This is a genomic window from Actinomadura formosensis, from assembly GCF_050948385.1.
Taxonomy (GTDB): Bacteria; Actinomycetota; Actinomycetes; order Streptosporangiales; family Streptosporangiaceae; genus Spirillospora; species Spirillospora formosensis.
Genome location: NZ_CP192011.1, coordinates 62,572 through 85,975, shown reverse-complemented (window position 1 = coordinate 85,975; position 23,404 = coordinate 62,572). Strand labels below are relative to the sequence as shown.

At 71.6% G+C, this 23,404-nt stretch carries 23 protein-coding genes and 1 riboswitch; of the genes, 9 read left to right on the top strand and 14 right to left on the bottom strand.

Annotated features, from left to right (window positions below):
- Nucleotides 1-168: 168 nt before the first annotated feature.
- The 3 genes from ACQP1N_RS00410 to ACQP1N_RS00400 form a co-directional block, all read right to left on the bottom strand.
- A complete protein-coding gene (locus tag ACQP1N_RS00410; protein ID WP_433228483.1) occupies nucleotides 169-1,104 on the bottom strand; it encodes a CU044_5270 family protein in 936 nt (311 codons plus the stop codon).
- Nucleotides 1,097-1,690, bottom strand: coding sequence for an RNA polymerase sigma factor (locus ACQP1N_RS00405; RefSeq protein WP_306303179.1), 594 nt, complete (start codon nucleotides 1,688-1,690; stop codon nucleotides 1,097-1,099). The genes ACQP1N_RS00410 and ACQP1N_RS00405 overlap by 8 nt, the downstream gene beginning before the upstream one ends.
- A gap of 78 nt (nucleotides 1,691-1,768) precedes the next feature.
- The gene (locus ACQP1N_RS00400; RefSeq protein WP_433228481.1) at nucleotides 1,769-2,956 is read right to left on the bottom strand and encodes an MFS transporter; all 1,188 of its coding nucleotides are present in this window, start codon (nucleotides 2,954-2,956) and stop codon (nucleotides 1,769-1,771) included.
- Nucleotides 2,957-3,010: 54 nt separating this feature from the next.
- Here ACQP1N_RS00400 and ACQP1N_RS00395 point away from each other — a divergent pair, with 54 nt between their 5' ends.
- Nucleotides 3,011-4,207, top strand: coding sequence for an arginine deiminase (locus tag ACQP1N_RS00395; protein WP_067802826.1), 1,197 nt, complete (start codon nucleotides 3,011-3,013; stop codon nucleotides 4,205-4,207).
- A 480-nt stretch (nucleotides 4,208-4,687) separates the two neighbouring features.
- Here ACQP1N_RS00395 and ACQP1N_RS00390 read toward each other — a convergent pair whose 3' ends face one another.
- The 4 genes from ACQP1N_RS00390 to ACQP1N_RS00375 all read right to left on the bottom strand — a co-directional run bounded on the left by ACQP1N_RS00390 (nucleotide 4,688) and on the right by ACQP1N_RS00375 (nucleotide 9,527).
- Nucleotides 4,688-5,233, bottom strand: a complete 546-nt coding sequence (locus tag ACQP1N_RS00390) for an ATP-binding protein (protein WP_131732289.1) — start codon at nucleotides 5,231-5,233, stop codon at nucleotides 4,688-4,690.
- Between the two features lie 369 nt (nucleotides 5,234-5,602).
- The gene (locus tag ACQP1N_RS00385) at nucleotides 5,603-7,603 is read right to left on the bottom strand and encodes a sensor histidine kinase (protein WP_084263018.1); all 2,001 of its coding nucleotides are present in this window, start codon (nucleotides 7,601-7,603) and stop codon (nucleotides 5,603-5,605) included.
- Between the two features lie 76 nt (nucleotides 7,604-7,679).
- Entirely contained in the window at nucleotides 7,680-9,029 is a 1,350-nt protein-coding gene (locus ACQP1N_RS00380; RefSeq protein WP_067799555.1) for a purine-cytosine permease family protein, read from the bottom strand.
- A riboswitch (TPP riboswitch) is annotated at nucleotides 9,024-9,140 on the bottom strand. It overlaps the preceding gene by 6 nt.
- A gap of 54 nt (nucleotides 9,141-9,194) precedes the next feature.
- Nucleotides 9,195-9,527: a rhodanese-like domain-containing protein gene (locus ACQP1N_RS00375; protein ID WP_067799567.1), complete on the bottom strand. Its 333-nt coding sequence runs from the start codon at nucleotides 9,525-9,527 to the stop codon at nucleotides 9,195-9,197.
- A 92-nt stretch (nucleotides 9,528-9,619) separates the two neighbouring features.
- Here ACQP1N_RS00375 and ACQP1N_RS00370 point away from each other — a divergent pair, with 92 nt between their 5' ends.
- Nucleotides 9,620-10,039: an SSI family serine proteinase inhibitor gene (locus tag ACQP1N_RS00370; protein ID WP_242608560.1), complete on the top strand. Its 420-nt coding sequence runs from the start codon at nucleotides 9,620-9,622 to the stop codon at nucleotides 10,037-10,039.
- Between the two features lie 123 nt (nucleotides 10,040-10,162).
- Here the strand turns inward: ACQP1N_RS00370 and ACQP1N_RS00365 are convergent, their stop codons facing one another.
- Entirely contained in the window at nucleotides 10,163-11,026 is an 864-nt protein-coding gene (locus ACQP1N_RS00365) for a hypothetical protein (RefSeq protein ID WP_433228477.1), read from the bottom strand.
- A 102-nt stretch (nucleotides 11,027-11,128) separates the two neighbouring features.
- Nucleotides 11,129-11,992 (bottom strand): Fpg/Nei family DNA glycosylase, encoded by an 864-nt coding sequence (locus ACQP1N_RS00360; protein WP_433228476.1) that lies wholly within the window; start codon nucleotides 11,990-11,992, stop codon nucleotides 11,129-11,131.
- A gap of 194 nt (nucleotides 11,993-12,186) precedes the next feature.
- Between ACQP1N_RS00360 and ACQP1N_RS00355 the strand changes: the two genes are divergently transcribed.
- The 3 genes from ACQP1N_RS00355 to ACQP1N_RS00345 all read left to right on the top strand — a co-directional run bounded on the left by ACQP1N_RS00355 (nucleotide 12,187) and on the right by ACQP1N_RS00345 (nucleotide 15,763).
- Nucleotides 12,187-12,393 carry a heavy-metal-associated domain-containing protein gene (locus ACQP1N_RS00355; RefSeq protein ID WP_067799542.1) on the top strand — a complete coding sequence of 69 codons (207 nt, stop codon included), beginning with the start codon at nucleotides 12,187-12,189 and terminating at the stop codon, nucleotides 12,391-12,393.
- A 70-nt stretch (nucleotides 12,394-12,463) separates the two neighbouring features.
- Nucleotides 12,464-13,426 (top strand): hypothetical protein, encoded by a 963-nt coding sequence (locus ACQP1N_RS00350; RefSeq protein WP_433228475.1) that lies wholly within the window; start codon nucleotides 12,464-12,466, stop codon nucleotides 13,424-13,426.
- Nucleotides 13,427-13,456: 30 nt separating this feature from the next.
- Nucleotides 13,457-15,763 carry a heavy metal translocating P-type ATPase gene (locus ACQP1N_RS00345; RefSeq protein ID WP_067799539.1) on the top strand — a complete coding sequence of 769 codons (2,307 nt, stop codon included), beginning with the start codon at nucleotides 13,457-13,459 and terminating at the stop codon, nucleotides 15,761-15,763.
- A 73-nt stretch (nucleotides 15,764-15,836) separates the two neighbouring features.
- Here the strand turns inward: ACQP1N_RS00345 and ACQP1N_RS00340 are convergent, their stop codons facing one another.
- Complete coding sequence (locus tag ACQP1N_RS00340; protein ID WP_067799536.1) at nucleotides 15,837-16,274, bottom strand: MarR family winged helix-turn-helix transcriptional regulator; 438 nt, start codon at nucleotides 16,272-16,274, stop codon at nucleotides 15,837-15,839.
- A 95-nt stretch (nucleotides 16,275-16,369) separates the two neighbouring features.
- Here ACQP1N_RS00340 and ACQP1N_RS00335 point away from each other — a divergent pair, with 95 nt between their 5' ends.
- Entirely contained in the window at nucleotides 16,370-16,753 is a 384-nt protein-coding gene (locus tag ACQP1N_RS00335) for a RidA family protein (RefSeq protein ID WP_433228474.1), read from the top strand.
- 114 nt (nucleotides 16,754-16,867) lie between these two features.
- Here ACQP1N_RS00335 and ACQP1N_RS00330 read toward each other — a convergent pair whose 3' ends face one another.
- The 3 genes from ACQP1N_RS00330 to ACQP1N_RS00320 form a co-directional block, all read right to left on the bottom strand.
- Nucleotides 16,868-17,476 carry a TenA family protein gene (locus ACQP1N_RS00330; RefSeq protein WP_067799530.1) on the bottom strand — a complete coding sequence of 203 codons (609 nt, stop codon included), beginning with the start codon at nucleotides 17,474-17,476 and terminating at the stop codon, nucleotides 16,868-16,870.
- Between the two features lie 211 nt (nucleotides 17,477-17,687).
- A complete protein-coding gene (locus tag ACQP1N_RS00325) occupies nucleotides 17,688-19,844 on the bottom strand; it encodes a bifunctional polysaccharide deacetylase/glycosyltransferase family 2 protein (protein ID WP_255218813.1) in 2,157 nt (718 codons plus the stop codon).
- An 8-nt stretch (nucleotides 19,845-19,852) separates the two neighbouring features.
- A complete protein-coding gene (locus tag ACQP1N_RS00320; protein WP_433228473.1) occupies nucleotides 19,853-20,398 on the bottom strand; it encodes a hypothetical protein in 546 nt (181 codons plus the stop codon).
- A 118-nt stretch (nucleotides 20,399-20,516) separates the two neighbouring features.
- On the opposite strand from ACQP1N_RS00320, the gene ACQP1N_RS00315 reads away from it, so the two are divergent.
- Entirely contained in the window at nucleotides 20,517-21,122 is a 606-nt protein-coding gene (locus ACQP1N_RS00315) for an RNA polymerase sigma factor (RefSeq protein ID WP_242608563.1), read from the top strand.
- A complete protein-coding gene (locus tag ACQP1N_RS00310) occupies nucleotides 21,119-21,760 on the top strand; it encodes a hypothetical protein (protein ID WP_433228472.1) in 642 nt (213 codons plus the stop codon). Before ACQP1N_RS00315 ends, ACQP1N_RS00310 begins: the two co-directional genes overlap by 4 nt.
- A gap of 3 nt (nucleotides 21,761-21,763) precedes the next feature.
- On the opposite strand, the gene ACQP1N_RS00305 is transcribed toward ACQP1N_RS00310, so the two are convergent.
- On the bottom strand, nucleotides 21,764-22,564 hold the full coding sequence (locus ACQP1N_RS00305) for a transporter substrate-binding domain-containing protein (protein WP_067799525.1): 801 nt from the start codon (nucleotides 22,562-22,564) through the stop codon (nucleotides 21,764-21,766).
- 261 nt (nucleotides 22,565-22,825) lie between these two features.
- On the opposite strand from ACQP1N_RS00305, the gene ACQP1N_RS00300 reads away from it, so the two are divergent.
- Complete coding sequence (locus ACQP1N_RS00300) at nucleotides 22,826-23,398, top strand: NADPH-dependent FMN reductase (protein WP_067799522.1); 573 nt, start codon at nucleotides 22,826-22,828, stop codon at nucleotides 23,396-23,398.
- Nucleotides 23,399-23,404 lie beyond the last annotated feature (6 nt).

Below are 23,404 nucleotides of genomic sequence, written 5' to 3'. Positions count from 1 at the left end.
GCCGAGAAGGCAGCCGGCACCGCGCTCAGCAGGTCGATGCCTGCGAGCGTCCGGGCGCCGGCTGCGAAGAACATGCCACGGACATTACGGCCTGGACGGGCCGGAGTCGACCGGTTTTTCCGCCCGGTGAAGCGGTGACCGGGGCGGCCGGTCACCGCTTCCGGGGGGTCAGCAGTTGCCGGGCTCCGCGTTCGGCCCCGGTGTGGGCGCGTGGTCGACGATCGCGGTTCGCAGCAGGGCGCTGGAGGCCGTGACGGTGCCCGGGGCGCCCAGGGGGTTGCCGCTTTCGGTGATGACCGTGCGGGTGCCGAGGAAGCGGTGGGTCGTACGGTCGAAGATCAGTTCGTCGCGGACGCCGTCCTGGGTGCGGGTGATCGCGACGCCGGGCCGGCCGGCGGCGTCCACGGCGTCGGTGCGCAGCCGGACACCGGGGATTTCGGCGATCGCGCGGTACAGGGCCGCGCGCACCCGCGGCGGCGCGGGACGGTCGATGAGGTCGGACGCCGCGCTCCACATCCGCTCGCCCCGGGGGCCCTCGCCTTCGCCGGCGAGCAGGCGGAGCAGGGCGTCGGGGTCGGCGGGCAGGCCGCCGAGGTAGGGGCGTTCGATCGGCGGCGCGGCCGGGCAGGGCCCGAGGGTGATCTCGCCGTCCGGCGGGAGCTGCTCGCCCGGCCCGGGCCGGATCGAGTTCCGCTGCCGGACGAGCCCGGTCGCCGCGCCCTCGACCGGCAGCCAGGTCTCGGTGCGGATCCGGTACCAGCGACCGGTGCCGCCGACGCGCCGCCGGTCCACGGTCTCCTGGTAGACGATCTGGCCGGGGCCCGGCGTGGGGTCATGCGCCGTCTGGTCGGCGGCCTGGGTGAGGACCGCGGCCACGTTGCCCATCGGGCGGGCCGGGGTGTCCCGGCCGCTCAGCACGGCCACGGCCAGGACGCCGCCGCAGGTCGCGGTGGCGAGCCCGGAGACCAGAATCGGCCGCCACGGCACCTGCCGCCGGGCGGCGCCGCCGAGCGCGCGGCGCCGCCACTGCCGCTCGGCGCCGGTCACGTCGATGTCCTCGGGCACCTCGGAGCGCAGCCGCTCCACCAGCTTCAGTTCATCCATTCTGGGGCTCCTCGGTCGGGACGGGAGAGGCGGCGTCGCCGAGCGCGCGGCGGAGTTTGGCGCGAACCCTGTTCATGCGGGACCGGACCGTCCCGGCGGGGACGCCGAGCGCCTCGGCGACCTCGTCGTAGGTCAGTCCGGCCCACGTCACCAGCAGCAGGACCTCGCGTTGCGCGGCGGGCAGCGCCCGGGACCGGGCACCGGCGTGGACGCGGCTCTCCACCGCGTCGGTGAACGGCTCGGTGACCGGGTCCACGCCGCCGCGCGCCAGCGCCCGGAGCGCCCGCACCTCGGCACGGCGATGCCGCCTGGTCAGGTTGGACGCGATCCCGTACAGCCAGGGCCGCGCGTCCGGGCGCGACAGGTCGTAGCGGGACCGCCGGTCGAAGGCGACCAGGAAGGTCTCGGCGACGACGTCCTCGGCGGCGTCCCGGCCGAGGCGCCGCGTCACGTACCGCAGGATCACCGGCGCGTGCCGGTGGAACAACTCGGCGAACCTTTCGGGCTCGGCGCGGGACGCGGCGATCAGGGACGCGTCGTCCTCCCCGGAATCGGGCGAGGACCGGGGTGGCGAGGACCGGCTCATCGACGGCATGGTGTGGCCTCTCGGTCGCGGACGGATCATTAGCCGTTACCCGACCGTCCGGCCACGGGTCCCTGGAATTTACGGGCCGTCCGCCGGGAGGCGCAGCAGCGTCCACCCGACGGCCGCGCCCGCGAACTGGAACGCGGCGATCGCCAGCACGAGCCCGACGGGCCCGATCGCGCCGGCCGCCGCGGCGGTCAGCGCGGCCCCCAGCGCCGACGCGCCGATCTTGAGGCTGCCCGCCGTCGTGTTGACCTGGCCGAGCCGGTCGGGCGGCGACTCGCGCTGCCGGAGCATCAGCGTGGCCGCGAACACCGGCCCTTCCGCGATCCCCGCCGCGACGAACGCCGCGGTCGCCCACGGCACCGACGGTGTGACGGCGAGGGCCGCGAGCGCCGCCCCGAACGCGACGAGACCGGCGAGCATGACCGGCTCGGCGTGCTTCGGCGTCAGCCACCGGCTGGACGCGAGCGACCCGATGAGCGACCCGGCCGCGAGCGCCACGAGCAGCCGTCCGCCCGCGCTCGGTACGGCGCCGATGTGCTCGGCCAGCAGCACCGCCGTCACCGCGATCCCGCCGAACCCCGTCCAGGCGAGCGTCGTCGCCGCGGTCAGCGCCCGGAGCACCCGCCCTTCGGCGAGCACGACCAGCCCACCCGTGATCATCGAGCCGACGCCCGCCCGCCCGCGCGCCTCCACCTGCGCGTCGGGGCCGGGGAAGGGGAGGAGCGGCAGCGTCAGCAGCCCCACGACCCCGACGGCGACCACGGCGGTCCCCGCGTACCCGCCCCCGGCCAGTGCGGCGAGGGCCGCGGCCAGGCCGGGTCCCGCGATGCCCGCGAGGTTGTAGCTGGACGCCTCCAGGCCGTACGCACGCGAGAGCCGTCCCGCCGGGACGAACCGGGGCAGCAGGCTGGTCAACGCGACCACGATCGGCTCGGTGCACCCGATCACGGTCGCGACCCCGAGGGCCGGCACGAGCGGCGACCGCCCCGCCGTCGCCAGCAACACCCCGGTCGCGACCGCGTAGCAGGCGGCAAGAGCGACGGCGACGCGACGCGGACGCCGCACCCGGTCCAGCACGTTGCCGATCACCGGACCGCTCAGCACGTACGGCAGCGTCATGGCGGTCTGCAGGTACCCGGCGGTGGCGGCGTTCCCGGTCCGCGCCTGGACGGTCAGGACCAGGGCCGTCGCGACGCCCTCCGCCGACACCCGCAGCATCGTCGCCGACGCCAGGTGAAGCGGCAGCGCCCTGATGATCACCCGGGCATGGTGGCATAGGTCCGCCCGCTTAGACTGCGGAAGGTGACGGCAGGGATGAAAGCACACGAGCACCGGGTCACCAGCGAAGTCGGACGGCTGCGGACCGTCCTACTCCACCGTCCCGGCGCGGAACTGAAACGGCTCACCCCGCGCAACACCGACAAGCTGCTGTTCGACGCGATCCCGTGGGCCGCCCGGGCCCAGGAGGAACACGACGCGTTCGCGGAGGCCCTCCGTTCCCGCGACGTCGAGGTCCTCTACCTGACGGAGCTGCTCCAGGACGCGCTGGAGTACGAGGAGGCGCGCGAGCAGGCGATCACCGACGCCACCACCGACCTGCGCCTCGGCGACCAGCTACGCCGCGTCGTCAAGGAGTACCTGCGCGCACTCGACCCCGAGGACCTCTCCCACACCCTGATCGCCGGCCTCGCCCACGAGGAGCTCAAGGCGGGGCACGGCCTGGTCTACCGGCTCATGGACCGGCTCGACTTCATCATCGACCCCCTGCCCAGCCTGCTGTTCACCCGCGACAACAGCACGTGGATCGGCGACCGCGTCGCGGTGACGAGCCTCGCCATGGACGCCCGGCGCCGCGAATCCGCCCTGACCGGTCTCATCTACGCGCACCACCCGCGCTTCGCGGGCGTGGAGCCGGTGTACTCGCCGTCCCTGGAGCACGTCGAGGGCGGGGACATCCTCCTTCTGGCCCCGGGCGTGATCGCGGTGGGCACCGGCGAGCGCACCACTCCCGCGGGCGTGGAGCGCCTGGCCCGCCAGGCCATCAACGCCGGGCTGGCGCACACCGTCCTCGCCGTCCCGATCGCCCAGGAACGGGCGACCATGCACCTGGACACCGTCTGCACCATGGTCGATGTGGACACCGTCGTCATGTACCCGCCGGTGGCGCACTCCCTGATGGCCCACACGGTCACGCTCACCAACGGTGACCTGCGCGTCTCCGAGCCCCGCCCGTTCCTTGAAGCCGCCGCCGCGGCGATGCGCCTCGACCGCCTCAAGGTGATCGACACGGGCCTGGACCCGGTGACCGCCGAGCGCGAGCAATGGGACGACGGCAACAACACCCTCGCCGTGGCCCCCCGCCTCTGCGTCGCCTACGAACGCAACATCGAAACGAACGCGCAACTGGAGGCGTCCGGCATCGAGGTGATCCGCATCAGCGGCAGCGAACTGGGCTCCGGCCGAGGCGGCCCCCGCTGTATGTCCTGCCCCCTACTCCGCGACGCCATCTAACCCACCCAGCCCACCCCACGCCGGTCATCTTGATGAACGCGATACCGGACGCGGCGAACGCACCGATCACAATGAGGAACAGCAGTACGGCGCCGGCGATCGAGCCAACGCGCCGGTTTCCAAGGCGACGGCGGCGCGACGAGAAACACGCGCACCCACCCCAGCCGCCGCCCCCAAGCCACGCGACAACCGAAAGGCACGCTGTCTCTAACCCCAGCCCCGCAACAACCCGCCGCGTTGCGATCGCGTCCGAAGGCAGGTTCAAGCGAAGCGAGAACCTGATCGCGCAGCGAGCCGCTAGGCGAGCCGGAGCGATGCCAGCGATCGCCGCTTTGCTCGTTGAAGGAAGGCGCGCCAGCGCCTGACGCCGAGAGCAAAGCAATAAAAAAAGAGCTCGGGCGGTGTCGACGGGGGCACGACATCGCCCGAGCTTGTGAGGACCTTACAGGTTGGGCGGGGATCCTTCCAGGCGGGGTCCTCTTATGCCGGATATGCCCTACTTGAGGCGGTTCCATTCCTGGTTCCGTTGCACAGATCTTCGTCCGGCTCGTCCAGGAGGTCAGGGAAGTCGGCCAAGTCGGGGACGACGGCGTGCATCCCGGTGGGGGCGGCCCTGCCGTGCTCGCCCGCTGACCTGGGGGCGCGCAGGACGGCCCAGACCGTGGTGGAGTCGTCTTCGTGGCGCACTCCCCAGCCTTCGGACAGGGTCTCGACGATGCCGAGCCCGCGGCCGCCCAGTGAGGACAGCGTGCCCGGGCCGCGGCGCGGCTCGGTCATGGCGCCGCCGTCGCTGACCTCCAGTTCGAGGAGGTCGCCGCGGCGCAGCCAGCAGACCTTGACCTGGCCGGACGGCAGCGGCCGGGCATGGCGGAGGGCGTTGCTGATGAGCTCGCTGATGATGACGCTCGCGTCGTTCACGACGGATTCGTAGACCCCCGAGTCGACCAGCTCCGAGCTGAGGCGCTTACGGGCGACCGCGACGCTGGACGGTGCGTGTGGCAGCAGTACGACGCTCGACGCCCTCACCTCCCCATGGTTCCGCTTACTCGGACGAGTCCCGTCGTCACCCTTCCGGTACGACCGAAATGCCCTGATGGCCATGCCCGGAAACCCGAACGATTCAGTTCACCACCTGCACAACGAGTCACCGGCCGTCCGGTCACGGTGATCACCCCCGAACGGAATCTCGGCACCAATGGCCACCATCAAAGGATCTATCCAGCCAACGGCGGACTTACTCCTCACGCACGCGTTTCGTCCGTCACACGCCGGGGTCACCGCACTTTCTCGCATAAGCCGAGGTCGCCGCCCATCGAGATCACTGAACGCCCAGGTCACATGGGTGGCACCGAGTCACGCCGGAGGGAGTGTCCGTACGGTGGGTGACCGCCGCGATCAGTCGGCACGGCGCAGCACGAGCCGCATCCGAGTTCCCTCGCCCGCACGCGCCCCACCTGCGGGTCCGCGGCCGGGCGGCGCCTCCAGGAGAGTGTTCGGACGGCCAGTGGCCCGTTCCATTTCCGACACTTCACCGTCTATAGAAGCTTTGCGAGATTTGGTGTGATATGTCTCACGTCCGGCCGGATGCGCCGAAATTGTCCCGCCCTGGGCCTCCGTCAGCCGTTTGACGATGTACAGGCCGAGCCCGATGCCGCCGAAGCGCCGGCGGTCCCCGGAGTCGCCCTGGACGAACCGCTCGAAGATCCGTTCATGGTCGCCGAGCGGGATGCCGATCCCCTCGTCCACCACCGACACGACGATGTCGGAGCCTGCGCAATGGGCGCTGACGCTGACCGTTCCGCCGTCCGGGGAGTACTTGAACGCGTTCTCCAGCAGTTGCCCGAGGATGATGTCGGTCGCCATCGCGTCCCCCCGGCAGGACGGCAGGCCGGGCGCGATCTCCAGCTCGACGCGGTGCAGCGGGGAGAGGGAGCGGAAACCGGCGACGACACCTTCCAGAACCCGCCGCAGATCGAACGACTCGATCGTCACGGGCAGCTCGTCGGCGCCCGCGCGCGAGCCCAGCAGAAGGTGCTCGACGAGCCGGGCGAGGGACTGGGCCCGTTCGGCGATGGTGGCGACGGCGGCGCGCCGGTCGTCGTCGGCCATCTCGTCCCACCGGTTGACCAGCGTGGACGCGAAACCCTGCACGACCGTGATGGGGGTGCGCAGCTCGTGGCTGGTCGTGGCGAGGAACAGGTCCTTGGCCTCTTCGAGCGCCTTGGCCGCGGAGACGTCGCGGAAGTCCACCACCAGCTCGCCGGTCTCCTCGATCTCGGCGGCGAGCACGTTCAGCCACCTCCCCGACTCCAGCCGGAACGTGAGCATCTCACCGAGCACCGGGATGTCGAACGGCAGCGGGCGGCCGATCGCGTTCTCCGGCGGGATGCCGGTGAGGGCGTGCGCGGCCGGGTTCCACTGCCGGACGACGAGGTCGTGGTCGAGCACGGCGATGCCGTCGGCGCTGGAGTCGATCACCGCGCGCTCGTGCGCCCGCTGCCGGACGACCTCCGCGTACGCGACGGCGTTGCCGACCGCGACACCGGCGTGCCCGGCGAGCAGTTCGAGCAGTTCGAGCTCGGTGTGCCCGGCCTTGCCCCCGGAGAAGAGCGCGTACAGCGCACCGTACGGCCGGCCCTGCAGGTAGGACAGGCCGAGCGCGATCGTGTGCAGGCCGGGCAGCTCCGACCAGATCAGGTCGCCGAGGCGCTGCCGGCCCGTGGCGAGCTTGACCGTCTTGCCCGACCGCAGCAGCTCCCCGACCAGGCTCGACCGCAGGTCGGCGGACGTCCCGCGCATCCGCTCCGGCAGTCCGGACAGGCTGACCAGCCGCAGGCGCTCGCCCTCGATCCGGACGAACCCGGCCGCGTCCGCGCCGGTCAGCTCGATCAGCGCGGCGGTGATCCGGTCGAGGACGGCCGCGAGGTCCAGTTCGGCGTTCAGGTCGGTGATGATGTCGTTCAGCCGCCGGACGAGCCGGGCCCGCTCGGTCATGTGGTGCTGGGCGATCTCGCCCTCCTCGACCGGGTGGTACACGCCCACCCAGCCGAGCAGCGTCCCATCCGGGTCCTTCAGCAGGCTCGTGTCGATGCGGACGTCGATGAGCCGGCCGTCCCGGTGGGAGCGGCGGGTCGCGATCGAGATCTGCCCGCCGTCGCCGGCGCGCCGGGTGAGGAGCCGTTCCTGGACGGCGTTGTGCTCGGCCCTCAGCTCGTCCGGGACGATCGGGGGGACGTGGCCGATCACCTCCTCGGCGGTCCAGCCGAACATGCGCTCGGCGGCCGGATTCCAGACGGTGACGCGGTGCCGCCGGTCCACGGCCACGATCGCGTCGGCGGCGCTCTCGATGACGGCGCGCGCGATCGGATCATGGACGTGCTGATACACGTCTGTCATCGTGCCACCGGATACCGGCACGGCGCCGGGTAACTTGCATCGAAAATTGCCACGTGAACCTTACCTTTCGGTAAGGCTACCGCCTGGTAATCCGTCCGATGAGCAGCGCGGCGATCCCCGCGACCAGGAACGACAGCAGCGAGGCGCTCATCCAGTCCTGCGGGCCGAAGTGCAGCGCGTCCCGGACGTCCCGCCAGAAGTCCGCCCAGTGGCGCACCGTGCCCGGGTTGATCAGCTGGTAGACGACGAACCCGGCCGTCCAGGCGGCGATCATGCCCCAGCGGGACGGCGCCCGCCGGGAGACGTCCCAGCCCTCCCGCGCGCGGCGGCGGCCGAGGAAGAAGTCGGCGGCGAGGACGCCCAGCATCGGCACGAACACCGACCCGATCAGCAGCAGGAAGCCCGCGTAGTCACCGATGTCCAGCACGAGCGCGAGGACGGTGATGCCCACGCCGAGCGCCACGCTCAGCACCCGGCGGTCGGCGCGCGGGAAGAGGTTCTGGATCGACACGGCGGTGGAGTAGGTGTCGGCGAACGACTGGTCCGCCTCCCGCAGCACGAACACCGCGAAGAACACCACGCCGAGCGTCGCGCCGAGGAACGGGTCGAAGATCCTGGTGGTGTCGCCCGCGACCAGCGCCAGCGCCAGCAGGCCGAGGACGTAGGCGATGATCTGGGTGATCGAGTAGCCGACGGACGCGGCACCGAACGCCGCCCGTTCCGTCCGTGAATGCCGGGTGTAGTCGGCGGCGACCGGCACCCAGGAGATCGACACCGCGAGCGCCGCGTCCGCACCGACCCAGAAACCGCCCCACGACCCCCGCGTGAGGTCGGGCAGCGGCTGCCGGACGAGTTCCACGTAGAAGTAGACGAGCGCGATCGCCACGGCGACCGTCACGTAGCGGCGCAGCAGCCGCACCGAGCCGAGCGGCCAGATCGTCAGCACGGTCGTGATCGCGCCGGCGGCGATCACGTAGGCCCAGCGCGGCACGCCGTCCCACAGCTCGCGCGCCGCGTCCGCGATCACGATCAGCTCGAACGTCCCCCAGCCGACCAGCTGCGCGATGTTCAGGATCGTCGGCGCGTACGACAGCCGGGCGCCGAACAACCCGCGCAGCAGCACCATCGCGGGCTGGCCGGTGCGGGCGCCGGGGACGGCGGCGAGGCCGAGCATCAGCCCGCCGAGGATCGTTCCAACGGTCATCGCGACGATGCCCGCCATGATGGAGATGGTCGGCCGGCCATCGGCGTCCGGCGCGAGGACGGTGTAGGCACCGGAGAAGGCCAGAAGACTGACACCGAGGTTGGCCCAGAACGCACTCTGGTCCCAGAACCCGAGGACCCTGGGGGCGGGCTCATCGAGGGTGAAGGGGACCTCGTTGTTCGGCCGCTCGTCGCTAGGGCGCTTTTCAACGTCGGACGTCACGGGACACACACTCCCTACGCCGGCATTACCCGGACAGGTTCATGCGGTCGGCGACGCCTTGCAGGCCGCCCTCTCAGCCCGGCTCTGGCCCGAGCTCCCGCGGTTATCGGTCGCCCCGATCGTACAACCGCCCGTCAACCCCTAAAAGGGGGCATACGGAGTAGATCAGGCAACGTACGGCGGGCCGCCGCCGGCGCACTCCATCGGCCGTCCGGCCTCCGCCCAGCTCTTCATCCCGCCGTCGACGTTCCTGACCAGCCAGCCCGCCTGGTTGAGCGCCACCGTCACCTGCGCGGACCGCTGACCGGACCGGCAGATCACGAAGACCTCCTGGTCACGCGGTATCTCCCCGGCGCGGTCGCCCAGCTGCCCCATGGGGATGTGGACCGCCTCGGGCGCGTGGCCCGCATCCCATTCGTCCTGTTCCCGGACGTCCAGCAGATAGCCGTCCGGCGGGACGTCGGCCGCACCCACGGCCGGTACGTCTTCCCCGAAAATCATCACACCCCCCATGGAACCGCGCGAAGCCCCCCTGCGTCGAATCACGCATGCGGTATCGGACGCTCCTATTCGCAGCGCCCGGGCTGGCCATGCTCCTCTCACTGGCTGCCTGCGGCGACGAACAGGCCAACGGAAACCCCGCCGACCGGCCTTCGGGCACCACGTCCGTGCAGCCCTCCGGCACCCCGGCGGATTCGCTGACCATCACCCTCAGGGCCTCCCCGGAGGCCCCCGCCAAGACCTGGAAACTGACCTGCGACCCTCCTGGCGGTACCCATCCGAAAGCCGCCGACGCATGCGCGGCCCTGAGCAAAGCCAAGGAACCCTTCAAGCCCGTCCCAAAGGGCCAGATGTGCACCCAGATCTACGGCGGTCCCGAGATCGCCACGGTGAAGGGCACCTGGCAAGGCAAGGAGATCGACACCGAGTTCACCCGCAAGAACGGCTGCCAGCTCCACCGCTGGAGCCAGGTCGCCCCGCTCTTCGGGGACGTCCCGAAGGTCCGCTGACCTCCGGCTGAACGAGCCATCCCCGTTCCGGCTCGGTTCCCACGACCCCTCAGGCCCCGGCGTCCCGCCGGGGCCTGATCGTTTCCTGCGGGGACGTCCCGGCGGTGCCGCCACCGGATGCGGTCAGATCCAGCCGCCGATGCTGCGGTTCTGGGAGACGGCGGTGTCGAAGGCCAGGGGGCAGGCCAGGATGAGAGTGCGCATCGGTTCCGGCGGCTGGACGTACATCTGCAGGACGTACCGGTCGGCCCCGGTGAACACCTGCGACAGCAGTTCGCCCACCCCGTCGAAGCCGCGCTGGATGCGGGCGATCTCCTGCTGCCGCCAGTCGGTGACCCGGCCGCTCAGCAGTTCGTAGTAGCCGATCTGCTGCTCCTGCGCGGTGAGGATCTCCCAGCCGCGCATCGCCCGCTTGCGCAGGTGCCCGATGAGGCCGCCCTGCGGGGTGAGCACCTGCATCCGGGGCGTGCCCATGAACCCGTACGGCTTGTAGAAGAGGAAGTACGGCATGCCGTCGGGACGGAAGATCGACAGCCTGCGCTCGGCCTTGGTCTGGCTCGCCTGGTTGATGACCCGCAGCGCCTTCTTCGCGCCGCTCACGCCCTCTTCCCGGACGTACGCCGCGGGCTGCCCCTGCGGGCTCCAGATCGTGTAGTTGGCCTCGGTCGAGAAGAACTGCGCGGGCTGGTCGTAGACGAGGATCGGCGAACCGTAGAGATCCGGGGCGCCCTGCGGGGGCACCTGCCGCTGCGGCGGATATCCACCCTGCTGAGGCGGCGCATAACCGGCCTGCTGCGGCGGGTAACCGGCCTGCTGGGGCGGGTAGCCGCCCTGCCGCGGCGGGTATCCGTAGCCGGGCTGCGGGGGTCCGGGCGCGTACGGCGGAGCGGGCACGGCGGCGGGCGGGGGCGGGCCGTAGCCCGGATGCCGCGGGGGACCGTAACCAGGGCCACCGGGTCCGGCGGGTGGGGGCGGGGGGTATCCCATGGACGGCTCCTGAGCACGGCGATCATCGCTGATGTCTCGCGACACGATACGCCGCATTCGCCCGGTGTCTCCGGCTCACCGGCGGATCCGCACCGGCCGATCTCACCTGAGCAGGCGGGACATCCGGCGGTCGGCGAGCGGCTTGCCGCCCGTCTGGCAGGTGGGGCAGTACTGCAACGCCGAATCGGCGAACGACACCTCGCGCACGGTGTCGCCGCAGACCGGGCATTTCTGGCCTGCTCGGCCGTGCACCCGCAGGCCGGTCTTCTTCTCGCCCTTGAGGTCCTGCGCTTCGAGGCCGCGCGAGCGTTCCACGGCGTCCCGGAGGGTGGTGACGATCGCCTCGTGCAGGACGGCGACGTCCTCCTCGGTCAGCGATGCGGCGATCTTGAAGGGGGACATCCCGGCCGCGTGCAGGACCTCGTCCGAGTAGGCGTTGCCGATGCCGGCGATCACCTTCTGGTCGCGCAACAGGCCCTTGATCTGCGTGCGCCTGCCCGCGACGATCCCGCCCAGCGCGGCGGCGGTGAAGGCGTCGTCCAGCGGGTCGGGGCCGAGGGACGCGACGCCCGGCACGTCCGACGGGTCGCGGACGACATAGACCGCGAGGCCCTTCTTCGTGCCGGCCTCCGTGAGATCGAAGCCCGAGCCGTCGTCCAGGTGGACGCGCAGGGCCAGCGGGTTCCTGCCTCCGGGCCGGACGGGTTTGGCCGGGATCTCGTCCCGCCAGCGCAGCCAGCCGGCGCGGGCGAGGTGGATCACAAGGTGCAGCCCGTCGACGTCCAGGTCGAGGAACTTGCCGTGCCGGGCCGCGCCGGTGACGGTCAGCCCGCCGAGCGCGGTCACCGGCGGGTCGTAGGTCTTCAGCGCGGAGACGGCGAGAACATCGACGCGGGCGACGGCATGGCCGACCGCCCGCTCCCGCAGGAACTCCGCGAGCGCCTCCACCTCTGGTAGCTCAGGCATGACCTCAGTATCGGCGAACCGTCCTCGGAAAGTCGTCCACAGGGGTGCGGGCACCTGTGGAAAACCCTGGGGATAACGTGTGACCCGAATCTCGAAATAACCCATACCCCCCTGGGGTTGTGACAGCGGCACGGTTATGGCAGCATGAGGAACGTCAGATACCCCCCAGGGGTAATATCGCGAAGGAGACGCCGATGAGCACCGCCACCTACACCGTCACCGGCATGACCTGCGGTCACTGCGTGAGCTCGGTCACCGAGGAGGTCGAGCAGATCGCCGGCGTGACCGGCGTCGAGGTCGACCTCGCGACCGGCGCGGTCACCGTCACCAGCGAGACGCCCCTCGACGACGCCCGGGTCAAGGCCGCCGTCGAGGAGGCCGGATACGAACTGAAGGCATGACCGGCGCGCGCCCCGCCGTTCCAGCGAGCGAGCGGGGTGCGTCCGGTGGAGACGAGTGGAGTGGATCGGCATGAACAGCGCGACCAAGGTGGGGGCGTACGCCCTCGGTCTCGCCGTCGTCTTCGGCGGCGCCGCCGGGATCGGCAAGGCCGCGGGACCCGTCGGCGGCACCGCGGAGATGGCGTCGCACGAGGGCGACGGCGGCGGGCACGGGTCCGGCGGGCACGGGAGCGGCGGGGGCGCCGCCGCGGCGCCGCACGCCCCGGGCGGTCTCCAGGTGTCCGAGGACGGCTACACGCTGACCCCGCGCAGCACGACCGTGGCCCCCGGCGAGAAGACCGACTTCCGGTTCACCATCAACGGGCCGGACGGCAAGCCCGTCACCGGGTTCAAGCTCCTGCACGGCAAGCGCGTCCACCTGATCATCGCGCAGCGCGACCTGTCGGGGTTCCAGCACCTGCACCCGACCGAGATCGGGGGCGGTGTCTGGACCGTCCCGGTGGAACTGCCGGAGCCCGGCGTGTACCGGTTCTTCACCGACGTCCAGCCGGACGGCGCGCCCCGGCAGCTGACCCTGGGCACCGACATCTTCGCCCCGGGCGACCTGCGGAGCACGCCGCTGCCGGAGCCCGAGCGGGTCGCGAAGGTGGACGGGTACGAGGTCGAGCTCACCGGCGGTCTCACTCCCGGCAGGTCCACCGAACTCACCCTCACGGTGAGCAAGGACGGCAGGCCGGTCACCGACCTGGAGCCGTACCTGGAGGCGTACGGGCACCTGGTCGCGCTGCGGCAGGGCGATCTCGCCTACCTGCACGTCCACCCGGACGGGGAGCCCGGCGACGGCGAGACGAAGCCCGGCCCCGGCATCACGTTCTTCGCCGAGGCGCCCAGTTCCGGCGCGTACCGGCTGTACCTGGACTTCAAGCACGGCGGCAAGGTCCGCACGGCCGAGTTCACCGTGCACGCCGGCGCTGCCGGGGTACCCGCCGAAGAACCCGTGCAAGGTCACGATGACCAGCCGCACACGCACTGACGTCCACGCGATCGAGGCAGAGGAGGAGCGATGAGCACGGACATCGAGTCCGGGCGTATCGAGCTGGCGATCGGCGGGATGACGTGCGCGTCGTGCGCCAACCGCATCGAGCGGAAGCTCAACAAGATGGACGGCGTGACCGCCACGGTCAACTACGCCACCGAGAAGGCCAGCGTCGAGTTCCCTCCGGGGGTGTCCCCGGAGGAGCTGGTCGCCACCGTCGAGAAGGCCGGCTACACCGCCGAACTGCCGGCCCCGCCGCAATCCGACCCGGGTGCGGCGCCGGAGCCGGACGACGGCCTGCGTCCGCTGCGGCAGCGGCTGATCACCGCGGTCGTGCTGTCGGTGCCGGTCATCGCGATGGCGATGATCCCGGCGCTGCAGTTCGAGGCGTGGCAGTGGCTGTCGCTGACGCTCGCCGCGCCGGTCGTCGTCTACGCGGGCTGGCCGTTCCACCGGGCCGCGGCGATCAACCTGCGGCACGGCACGGCGACCATGGACACGCTGATCTCGCTCGGCACGATCGCCGCGTTCGGCTGGTCGCTGTGGGCGCTGTTCTTCGGCACCGCCGGTGAGCTGGGCATCAAACACGGCTTCGAGTTCTCGATGACCCGCTCGGACGGGTCGATGAACATCTATCTCGAGGCCGCGGCCGGCGTGACCATGTTCATCCTGGCCGGACGCTACTTCGAGACGCGGTCCAAGCGCCGCGCCGGCGCCGCCCTGCGCGCCCTGCTCGAACTGGGCGCGAAGGAGGTCTCGGTCATCCGGGACGGACGCGAGGAGCGCATCCCGGTCGACCGGCTCGCGGCCGGGGACGTGTTCGTCGTCCGCCCCGGCGAGAAGATCGCCACGGACGGGACGGTCGAGGAGGGCTCGTCCGCGGTGGACGCGTCCATGCTGACCGGTGAGTCGGTCCCGGTCGAGGTCGGGCCGGGCGACGCCGTGGTCGGCGCGACCGTGAACGCGGGCGGCCGGCTGCTGGTGCGCGCGACCCGGGTCGGCGCCGACACCCAGCTCGCCCAGATGGCGCGGCTGGTGGAGGAGGCGCAGACCGGCAAGGCGCAGGTGCAGCGGCTCGCCGACCGGATCTCGGGGATCTTCGTCCCGATCGTGATCGCGCTCGCGGCCGGCACGCTCGGCTTCTGGATCGGCACCGGCGAACCGCTCGCCGGGGCGTTCACCGCCGCGGTCGCCGTGCTGATCATCGCCTGCCCGTGCGCGCTCGGCCTCGCCACCCCGACCGCCCTCATGGTCGGGACGGGACGCGGCGCGCAGCTCGGCATCCTGATCAAGGGCCCGGAGGTGCTGGAGTCCACCCGCACCATCGACACCGTCGTCCTGGACAAGACCGGCACCGTCACCACCGGGAAGATGGCCCTGGTCGACGTCATCACGGCCGACGGCGTGCCGCGGGACGAGGTGCTCCGCCTGGCGGGCGCGCTGGAGAACGCGTCCGAGCACCCCATCGCCCAGGCGATCGCGAAGGGCGCCGCCGAAAGGGTCGGCGAGCTGGGCACGGTCGAGGACTTCGCCAACGTCGAGGGCCTCGGCGTCCAGGGGATGGTGGACGGCCACGGCGTCCTCGCGGGACGTCCGCAGCTGCTCGCCGAGTGGTCGCAGCACCTCACGCCCGACCTGGAGCGCGCGATGGAGAAGGCGCAGGCGCTCGGCCACACCGCCGTCGCGGTCGGCTGGGACGGCGAGGCCCGCGCGGTGCTCACCGTCGCGGACCAGGTCAAGCCGACCTCGCGGGAGGCGATCGGGCAGTTGCGCGCGCTCGGGCTGCGCCCGGTCCTGCTGACCGGCGACAACGAGACGGTGGCCCGGACGGTCGCGGACGCGGTCGGGATCGAGGAGGTCATCGCCGAGGTTCTGCCGCAGGACAAGGTGGACGTGGTCAAGCGCCTCCAGTCCGAAGGCCGGACCGTGGCGATGGTCGGCGACGGGGTCAACGACGCCGCCGCGCTCGCCCAGGCCGACCTGGGGCTCGCGATGGGCACCGGGACGGACGTGGCGATCGAGGCGTCCGACCTGACCCTGGTGCGCGGCGACCTGCGGGCCGCGGCGGACGCGATCCGGCTGTCGCGCCGCACGCTCGGCACGATCAAGGGCAATCTGTTCTGGGCATTCGCCTACAACGTGGCGGCCCTGCCGCTCGCGGCGACCGGCCTGCTCACCCCGATGATCGCGGGCGGCGCGATGGCGTTCTCGTCGGTCTTCGTGGTCAGCAACAGCCTCCGCCTGCGCCGCTTCAAGCCGCTGACCGCCGGCGAGGACGGCACCGTCCCGCCCGCCGCGGAGCCCGGCCGGCGGGAGGTCGCCACGACCCGCTGATCCTGCGGTCACGAGCGCGCGGTCCCGCCCGGGGCCGCGCGCTCACGCGTTCGCGCGGCACCGGCGGGACGGGTCAGGGGCGGAGGGTGGCCAGCAGCGGGGCCAGCGCAGGGTCCCGGGCGGCGTCGTCGAGGGCCTCGGTGAGGGTTTCGGCGTAGGTGGGGGCGGCGCTCTTCTGGACGGCGCGCCCCTCCTCGGTGATGACGGTGTAGACGCCGCGGCGGTCCTTGGGGCACATGTCGCGGCGGGTGAGTCCCGCGGATTCCAGCCGCGCGACGAGGCGGCTGACGGAGCTCTGGTTGAGGCCGATGAGGTCGGCGAGTTCCTGCATCCGCAGTTCGCCGTCCTCGGCGCGGGACAGCCGGCACAGCGTCCGGTACTCCGACAGGCCGATGCCGTGCCGCCGTTGCAGGGCCTTGGCGAGCCGGTGCTCGACACGGCCGTGCAGGGTCACGATGCCGTCCCAGAGCAGCCCGTCCGCCGTGACCGCCGTCTTCTCGTCCACGCTCATCCCGCACCCGCTTCCCGGTTGACGCCAGCCTACCGCTCATGCAATATATGCCTGCACATGCAAATCATGTATGTACATGCAATTAGGAGCGGATCTTGATCGAGCGCATCGCCACCACCCCCGACTGGTACGAGCCGTACCGGATCTCCCAGGCCATCCGGGCGGGCGGGTTCATCCATGTGTCGGGCCAGGCCGGTATCGACGAGCACGGCCGGACGGTGCCCGGCGGCTTCCTGGCACAGGGACGCCGGGCTTTCCGGAACCTCCGGCGCGTCCTGGCGGAGGCCGGCGCGGATCTCGGCGACGTCGTGAAGATCGGGATCTTCGTCCGGGACATGGCGGCCGACCTCGACGACGTCATCCGGCTCCGCGAGGAGTTCCTCAGCGAGCCCTACCCCGCCGACACGCTTCTGGAGGTCTCGTCCCTGGCCCGGCCCGACTGGCGGATCGAAGTCGAAGCCACCGCGGTCGCCCGCTGAGGAAGGGGACGACGATGACCCGCCCGCACCGGGCGGCTGCGGTTCGCGGTGGAGGTGGTGGAGGCCGTCACCGCCGAGGTGGGCCGGACGCTCGCTGATCCCGGCCCGCCGGGATCAGCGTGGGACGTCCCAGAAGGCCAGTTCGTGGCGCATGCCCTCCAGGAAGAGGCGTTCGGCGGTCTCGGGGTCGGCACCGGACTCGTCGATCATCTGGGCGATCCGGGCGGTCAGTTCGGCGAAGGCCGGGTCGGCGTAGGTGTCCACCCAGCGGCGGAAGCGGGGTTCGTCCGGGGGATTCTCCGCCAGGCGCCGGCCCAGGGTCGAGTAGCCCCACATGCAGGGGTAGAGGGCGGCGAGACCTTCGGAGTAGACGGCGGCACTGTCCAGAAGGAAGGACGTGTAGGCGGCGCAGGCCGGCCCCATCTTCGCGCCGTCCAGGTCGGCGTTGAAGTCGGCGGAGAGGGAGCGGTGCAGGTCGAGTTCGTCGTGGAACGTCGCGTAGGCGAGGTCGACGAGGTCGCCGAGGTGGGCGGCGGGTGCCTGCCATGCGAGGCGGGAGAAAACGCGCACGTAGTCGTGCAGATAGAGGTAGTCCTGTTCCAGCCAGGAGCGGAAGACCGACTCGTCCAGGTTCCCTTGGGCGATGCCCACCACGGTGGGATGCCTGAGCTGCTCCTCGATCAGGGGACGGCCGAGTTCTTCCAGGTGCGCGGCGAGACTCATGCCCGCCAGTCTGCCGCAGCGGCGAGCCCGCCCCGGAAAACGCGTCCACCCCGGAAACGACCGGACCCCGCCGGGTCGGGCGACCCGGCGGGGTCCTGGTCTGGTACCGGTGTGCGGGTCGCCTCTCGGCGAAAAGCACAACACGGCTCCAGCCGAACGGTATTCCGTGAAGGCGGTAGATGAGGCCCGGGGACACCAGGCACACCGGCCGTTATCTGTAACGGACGGCCCCCTGGGATTGTTCCTGCCCCTGCGAGAAGGTGCCCGTACGCCGGATGGTGTGCCAGCCCAAGCGCGACCCCAGCAGCGCCGTGACCACGGACTGGACGACGACCAGGTACATGAGCTGCCGGTACACGAACTGCTGGAGCGGCAACACCCACAGCGGACGGATGGGCTCGTGGTCCAGCCACAGGGCATAGGCACCGGCGGCCGCCTGCGCGACGACGAAGGCCGTCCAGGTGAGGATGGGCGCAGCCGGGTCCAGGAAGAACATGCCGAACAGGGCGAACAGGTCCACCGCCGGCGCGAACAGCGGAAGGATCACCTGGAAGACGGTCAGGTAGGGGAGGCAGCGGCGTCCGAACCGCCCTGAGTCTCCGCGTTCGATGATGGAGCGGCGGTGCTTCCACATCGCCTGCATCGTCCCGTAGCACCAGCGGTAACGCTGCCTCCAGAGCTGCCGGAGGGACGACGGCGCCTCCGTCCAGGCGATGGCCTTCTCCTGGTAGACGACCCGCGCACCCGTGCGGCATATCGCCATCGTGAGGTCGGTGTCCTCGGCCAGGGTGTCGCTGGGCACGCACCCCACCTCGGCCAGGACCGACCTCCGGAACGCGCCGATCGCGCCGGGCACGGTCGGCATGCATTGCAGGACGTCGAACATCCGCCGGTCGAGGTTGAACCCGATGACGTACTCGATGTGCTGCCAGCGTCCGAGGATGCCGCCGCGGTTGGCGACCTTGGTGTTGCCGCTGACCGCCCCGACCCTGGAGTCCACGAACGGGGCGACGAGGTGCCGGATGGTGTCGCGCTGGAAGACGGTGTCGCCGTCCACCAGCACGAGGATCTCGGACCGGGCCACGAACAGGCCCGCGTTCAGCGCGCTGGGCTTGCCGCCGTTCGGCTTGCGGATCAGTTGCACGCCGGGCAGGCCGAGGCCCTCGACGATGCCGGCGGTGGAGTCGGTGGAGCCGTCGTCCACCACGATCACTTCGAGGGCTCCCGGATAGTCGGTGTCCAGCAGCGACGCGACCGTCGCCCTGATGCTCGCCTCCTCGTTGTACGCGGGGACGATCACCGACACGGGCGGGAACGGATCGGGCGGCAGCTCCCCGTACCCCTTCATCTTCGGCATGACGGGCGGCCCCGGCCGGCGGACGCGGCGCATGTGGACGTGCGCGAACAGCAGCAGCAGCAAGAGCCTCAGCACGTACAGGAGCCCGGCCGCGGCGAACAGCGCGCCCATCGTCCCGGTGAGCGTGGACGCGGCGCGCTGGGCGGCGACCAGCGTCCAGCCGGCGGCCTTCTCAGGCGCGGACACCGGGACCTCCGCCGCGGGCATGCCGAGCCCCTGCGTGAGCGTCGTGAAACGGTACCCCTGCGGCTGGAGCCGGTCGAGGATCTGCTCGACGGCCGCGACGGTCTGCGCCCGGTCGCCGCCCGCGTCGTGCAGCATCACGACCGCGCCCTCGCCGCGCCGCTCCGCCGCCAGCGCCGTCTCGACGATGTTCGCGGTGCCGGGACGCGCCCAGTCCTCGGTGTCGCGGTCGGTGAGCACCACGATGTACCCGTCGCCGCCCGCCCGCCGGGCCGCACGCCACTCGGGTGCCGTCAGGCCGTCCGGACGCGACGAGTACGGCATCCGCATCAGCCGCGTGTGGACGCCCGCCGCGCCCGCCAGTGCCCGCTGCGTGAGGTCCATCTCCAGGCGCCCCCGCCACGCGGGCGCGGTGGCCAGGTCCGCGTGCGTGTACGTGTGCGAGCCGATCTCGTGGCCCTCGTGGAGGATGCGGCGGGTCAACCCGGGGTTCTCGGCCACGCGCGCGCCGACGGTGAAGAACGTCGCGTGGGCGTCATGGCGGCGCAGGACGTCCAGGAGCCGCGGCGTCCATTCGGGGTCGGGACCGTCGTCGAAGGTGAGCGCGATCGTCTTCGGGGGCATGCGGCGGCTGCGCGGCGTACCGTCCGCCATGTTGAGTACCGGCCCGCCGGAGACGACGTGCTGCGGCGCCGGGGCGGGGTGCTTCGGCACGTCCCGTGGCGCCTCGCCGACGGCACCGTGCGCGAAGCCGTCGAGCAGCAGGAGAACGGTCAGCGCCGTTCCCCCGAGCAGGAGCAGGATCCAGTGGCCCCGCGGCTCTCTCACTCGCACTGTCAGCGGCTCTTCTTCTTGTGTCCCCAGGCAGGCGGGGAAGCGGGGGTGGACACCTGGGTTCTGCCCGGCCTGCTCGTGGTCGCGACGGTCGTCGGCGCGGTCTGCGGCGCAGGCGTGGAGGACGACGGCCTGGACGTCGCAGGGGGAGCGGGAACCGCAGCCTGCCCGGTGGGAGCGGACCCTCCGGCGGGCGACTCGGTCTTCTCGGTCGTCTTGGGGGGCGCGACCCGCGGGTGGCTCCCCTTCACGCGTGGGTGAGCGGACGACTCGCTCCACGGCGTCAACGGCACATCGGCCCCGGTCGTCAGGCCGAGGCCCAGCGCACCCAGGAACACGACGAGGAGCGCGCCGGCCGCCAGCCCCAGCCGCCGCCCGAGCCGAGCCCGCCACCCGGACACGTCGACGAAGACGGGCGCCGCTTCGGTTTCAGTTAACGGTTTCGTCTCGGTTGGGGGCTCCGTCAACGGCGTCGTCAACGGATCAGCGACCGGAGGAATGCCGGTGACGAGAAGTTCGTCCCGGTCGTACGGGGTATTGCCGATCATGTTCGTCCAGTACTGGTGGCGGGGCGGGGGGACGTCCCGGCGGCGCGGGCGTCAACTCCTCAGCGCGAACCCACATGTAGGTGTCACACCATTGCGGGAATGCCTGCACAATGGCGCGGTGGACGAGGACGAACTCGGCCGTGCGCTCCGGGCGGCGCAGGACGGCGACGAGGAGTCCTTCCGCATGCTCTACCGCGACGTCCAGCCCCGCCTGATCCGTTTCGCGGGCGCGCTCGTCGGCGCGGACGCCGAGGACGTGACGTCGGAGGCGTGGCTGCAGATCGCCCGCGACCTGCGCTCGTTCCGCGGCGACCTCGACGGCTTCCGCGGCTGGACCGCGACGATCACCCGGCACCGGGCCCTGGACCATCTGCGCCGCAAGTCCCGCCGCCCCGGCTCCGACCTGCCCGTCGAGGAACTCGTCACGATGGCCGCCGACGGCGACACCGAACTCGCCGCCCTGGACGGCATCGCCACCGAGGAGGCACTGCGGCTGATCTCCGAGCTCCCCCGCGACCAGGCCGAGGCGGTACTGCTGCGCGTCGTCGTCGGCCTGGACGCCAAGTCGGCGGGCAAGGTCCTCGGCAAACGCTCGGGGGCCGTCCGCACCGCCGCCTACCGCGGGCTGCGCCGCCTCGCCGACCGGCTGGCCGAGACCGGGACGGCCCGGCCGCTGGTCCGGGGTGACAAAAGCAGCGGTCCAGGCGCTGAAGGGGTGACATGAGCGACGACACCGAGGCCGGACGGCTCGACCAGCACACCGCCGAGCGGCTGCTCGACGGCGCCGGCGGGCACGCCCCGCTTCACGCGCTGCTCACGGCCGCCACCGCGCCCGGCCGTCCGGAGGAACTCGGCGGCGAGGACGCGGCCGTCGCCGCCTTCCTGGCCGCGTCCGCGCCCGCCGCGCGCAAGTCCCGGCTCACCGGCCTGCGCCGCTTCCTGACCGCCAAGGTCATCGCGCTGGTGGGCGGCTCGATCCTGCTGACCGGCGGTGTCGCCTACGGGACCGGGCACTTCCCCGGTCAGGCCCCGGAGCCGTCCCCGTCCTCAAGGCATCACGAGCACCACCACGGCGGCGGCAACGACAACACGCCGGCGACGCGGTACTCGCCGTCACCGACGCACAGGCCGTCGTCCTCGCCGTCGGCGTCGCCCACGACGAGCCGGCAGCACGACAAGGCGAACGCGTCGGGCCAGCCGAAGAAGAGCCCGAACCCGCACAGCACCAGCACGCCCCCGCGCGGGTCCGACAACGACAACGGCAACCCGCCGGCCACCGGCCCCGGCAAGGGCAAGAACGAGACCACCCGGCCGACCGCGAAGCCGACCCAGCCCAACAACATCCGCCGCAAGCCCCAATAGGGGTCAGAGGCAGCCTTCGAACTCGGGAACCTCCACATCCGAGAGGTCGAGGCCGGACGTGCCGAACCACTTGCGCATGAGCTTCGCCATCGTCCCGTCCTGGTACATCTGGGTGATGGCCCGGTTGAGGGCTTCGCATCCGTCGAGGTCGCCCCTGCGGACCGCGATGCCCGTCCGCCGCTCGCCGAACCGGGCGCGCAGCAGCCGGAACCCGTCGCCCCTTCCGGTCTCCAACCCGGCCAGAATCGTGTCGTTCGTCGTGATCGCGTCGATCCGGCCGTCCCCGAGCATCGTCATGCACTCGTCGTAGGACCTCGCCGCGACCGGCACCGCCGGCACCTGCCGCTCCACGGTCACCGCCTCGGCCGCGCCGGCCCCGGTCACGGCGCAGATCCTGCGTCCCTTGAGGTCGTGCACCCCGTGCACGTCCCTCATCCGGTTCCGGACGAGGATGTCCTGGTACGACAGGAGGTACGGGCCCGCGAACGTGAGGCGCTGCTTCCACTCGGGCTCCACCCAGAACGTCAGGACCATGTCGACGTCCCCGTGCCGGAGGAGCCGCTCACGGTCCCGCGCCAGCACCGGGGCGAACCGGACCTTCTTCCCCATCCGGCCGGCCAGGTAGCGGGACACGTCCACGTCCAGGCCCTCGAACGTCCCGTCCGGGCGCCTGAACCCGATGCCCGGCAGGTCCGGCCGGACGCCCGCGACCAGCGTCTCCTTGCCAAGGATGGAGGCCCCTTCGCCGCCGCACCCGCTCAGCAGGGCGCCCGCCACCATCCCGGTCACGACCAGCCGCCACATCCCCGAACCTCCAGCCCAGAGCGCGCCCCCGATCCCACCGACCGGGGCACTCACGACCAACGTCGCAGTCGGTGATCATCCTCTCCACCCCCATGGCCGCCTCCGGCCGAGCCGAGCCCGCCGCGCCGGCATGACGCCGGGGCCCGCCACGGTCGGTGGACAACAGGTAGGGCACCCCAGTCATCTGACAGATGAGGCGTCCTCGGTGGTCTCCGTAGCTTCGATCACGCCAACGAGCTGCACATACGCGAGGAGAGACCAATGACCGAGGCACCGCTGCGCATGGCGGTCATCATCGGGAGCACCCGTGAGGGACGGTTCGGGCCGACCGTGGCGGACTGGTTCATCGGGCAGGCCCGGCAGCGCGACGACCTGATCATCGATGTCGTGGACGTGGCGGAGGAGCCGCCCCCGGCGGTGCTGGGCGCGAAGACGTCCGAGAAGTTCGCGAGCGTGACCGACAAGCTGGGCGAGGCGGACGCCTACACCGTCGTGACCTGCGAATACAACCACAGTTTCCCCGGCACGCTGAAGAACCTGATCGACACCTGCTTCTATGAGTGGCGCGCGAAGCCGGTCGCGTTCGTGTCGTACGGCGGGGTGGCGGGCGGGCTGCGGTCCGTCGAACATCTGCGGGGCGTCTTCGCCGAGCTGCACGCGGTCACGGTGCGCGACACCGTGAGCTTTCACCACCCGTGGAACTGGTTCGGAAACGACGGCCGGCCGAACGATCCCGAAGGCGCCGCCGCGGCGGTCAAGGGGATGCTCGACCAGCTCGCCTGGTGGGGGCACGCGCTGCGCCGCGCGCGGGCCGCGCGTCCGTACGGGGCATGAGATGAC

Coding starts and splice junctions, on each gene's coding strand:
- ACQP1N_RS00355 (WP_067799542.1), top strand. CDS start 12,187: ATGAGCACCGCCACCTACACCGTCACCGGCATGACCTGCGGTCACTGC.
- ACQP1N_RS00345 (WP_067799539.1), top strand. CDS start 13,457: ATGAGCACGGACATCGAGTCCGGGCGTATCGAGCTGGCGATCGGCGGG.
- ACQP1N_RS00350 (WP_433228475.1), top strand. CDS start 12,464: ATGAACAGCGCGACCAAGGTGGGGGCGTACGCCCTCGGTCTCGCCGTC.
- ACQP1N_RS00370 (WP_242608560.1), top strand. CDS start 9,620: ATGCTCCTCTCACTGGCTGCCTGCGGCGACGAACAGGCCAACGGAAAC.
- ACQP1N_RS00410 (WP_433228483.1), bottom strand. CDS start 1,104: ATGGATGAACTGAAGCTGGTGGAGCGGCTGCGCTCCGAGGTGCCCGAG.
- ACQP1N_RS00385 (WP_084263018.1), bottom strand. CDS start 7,603: ATGACAGACGTGTATCAGCACGTCCATGATCCGATCGCGCGCGCCGTC.
- ACQP1N_RS00395 (WP_067802826.1), top strand. CDS start 3,011: ATGAAAGCACACGAGCACCGGGTCACCAGCGAAGTCGGACGGCTGCGG.
- ACQP1N_RS00310 (WP_433228472.1), top strand. CDS start 21,119: ATGAGCGACGACACCGAGGCCGGACGGCTCGACCAGCACACCGCCGAG.
- ACQP1N_RS00305 (WP_067799525.1), bottom strand. CDS start 22,564: ATGTGGCGGCTGGTCGTGACCGGGATGGTGGCGGGCGCCCTGCTGAGC.
- ACQP1N_RS00320 (WP_433228473.1), bottom strand. CDS start 20,398: ATGATCGGCAATACCCCGTACGACCGGGACGAACTTCTCGTCACCGGC.
- ACQP1N_RS00300 (WP_067799522.1), top strand. CDS start 22,826: ATGACCGAGGCACCGCTGCGCATGGCGGTCATCATCGGGAGCACCCGT.
- ACQP1N_RS00340 (WP_067799536.1), bottom strand. CDS start 16,274: ATGAGCGTGGACGAGAAGACGGCGGTCACGGCGGACGGGCTGCTCTGG.
- ACQP1N_RS00405 (WP_306303179.1), bottom strand. CDS start 1,690: ATGAGCCGGTCCTCGCCACCCCGGTCCTCGCCCGATTCCGGGGAGGAC.
- ACQP1N_RS00330 (WP_067799530.1), bottom strand. CDS start 17,476: ATGAGTCTCGCCGCGCACCTGGAAGAACTCGGCCGTCCCCTGATCGAG.
- ACQP1N_RS00365 (WP_433228477.1), bottom strand. CDS start 11,026: ATGGGATACCCCCCGCCCCCACCCGCCGGACCCGGTGGCCCTGGTTAC.
- ACQP1N_RS00360 (WP_433228476.1), bottom strand. CDS start 11,992: ATGCCTGAGCTACCAGAGGTGGAGGCGCTCGCGGAGTTCCTGCGGGAG.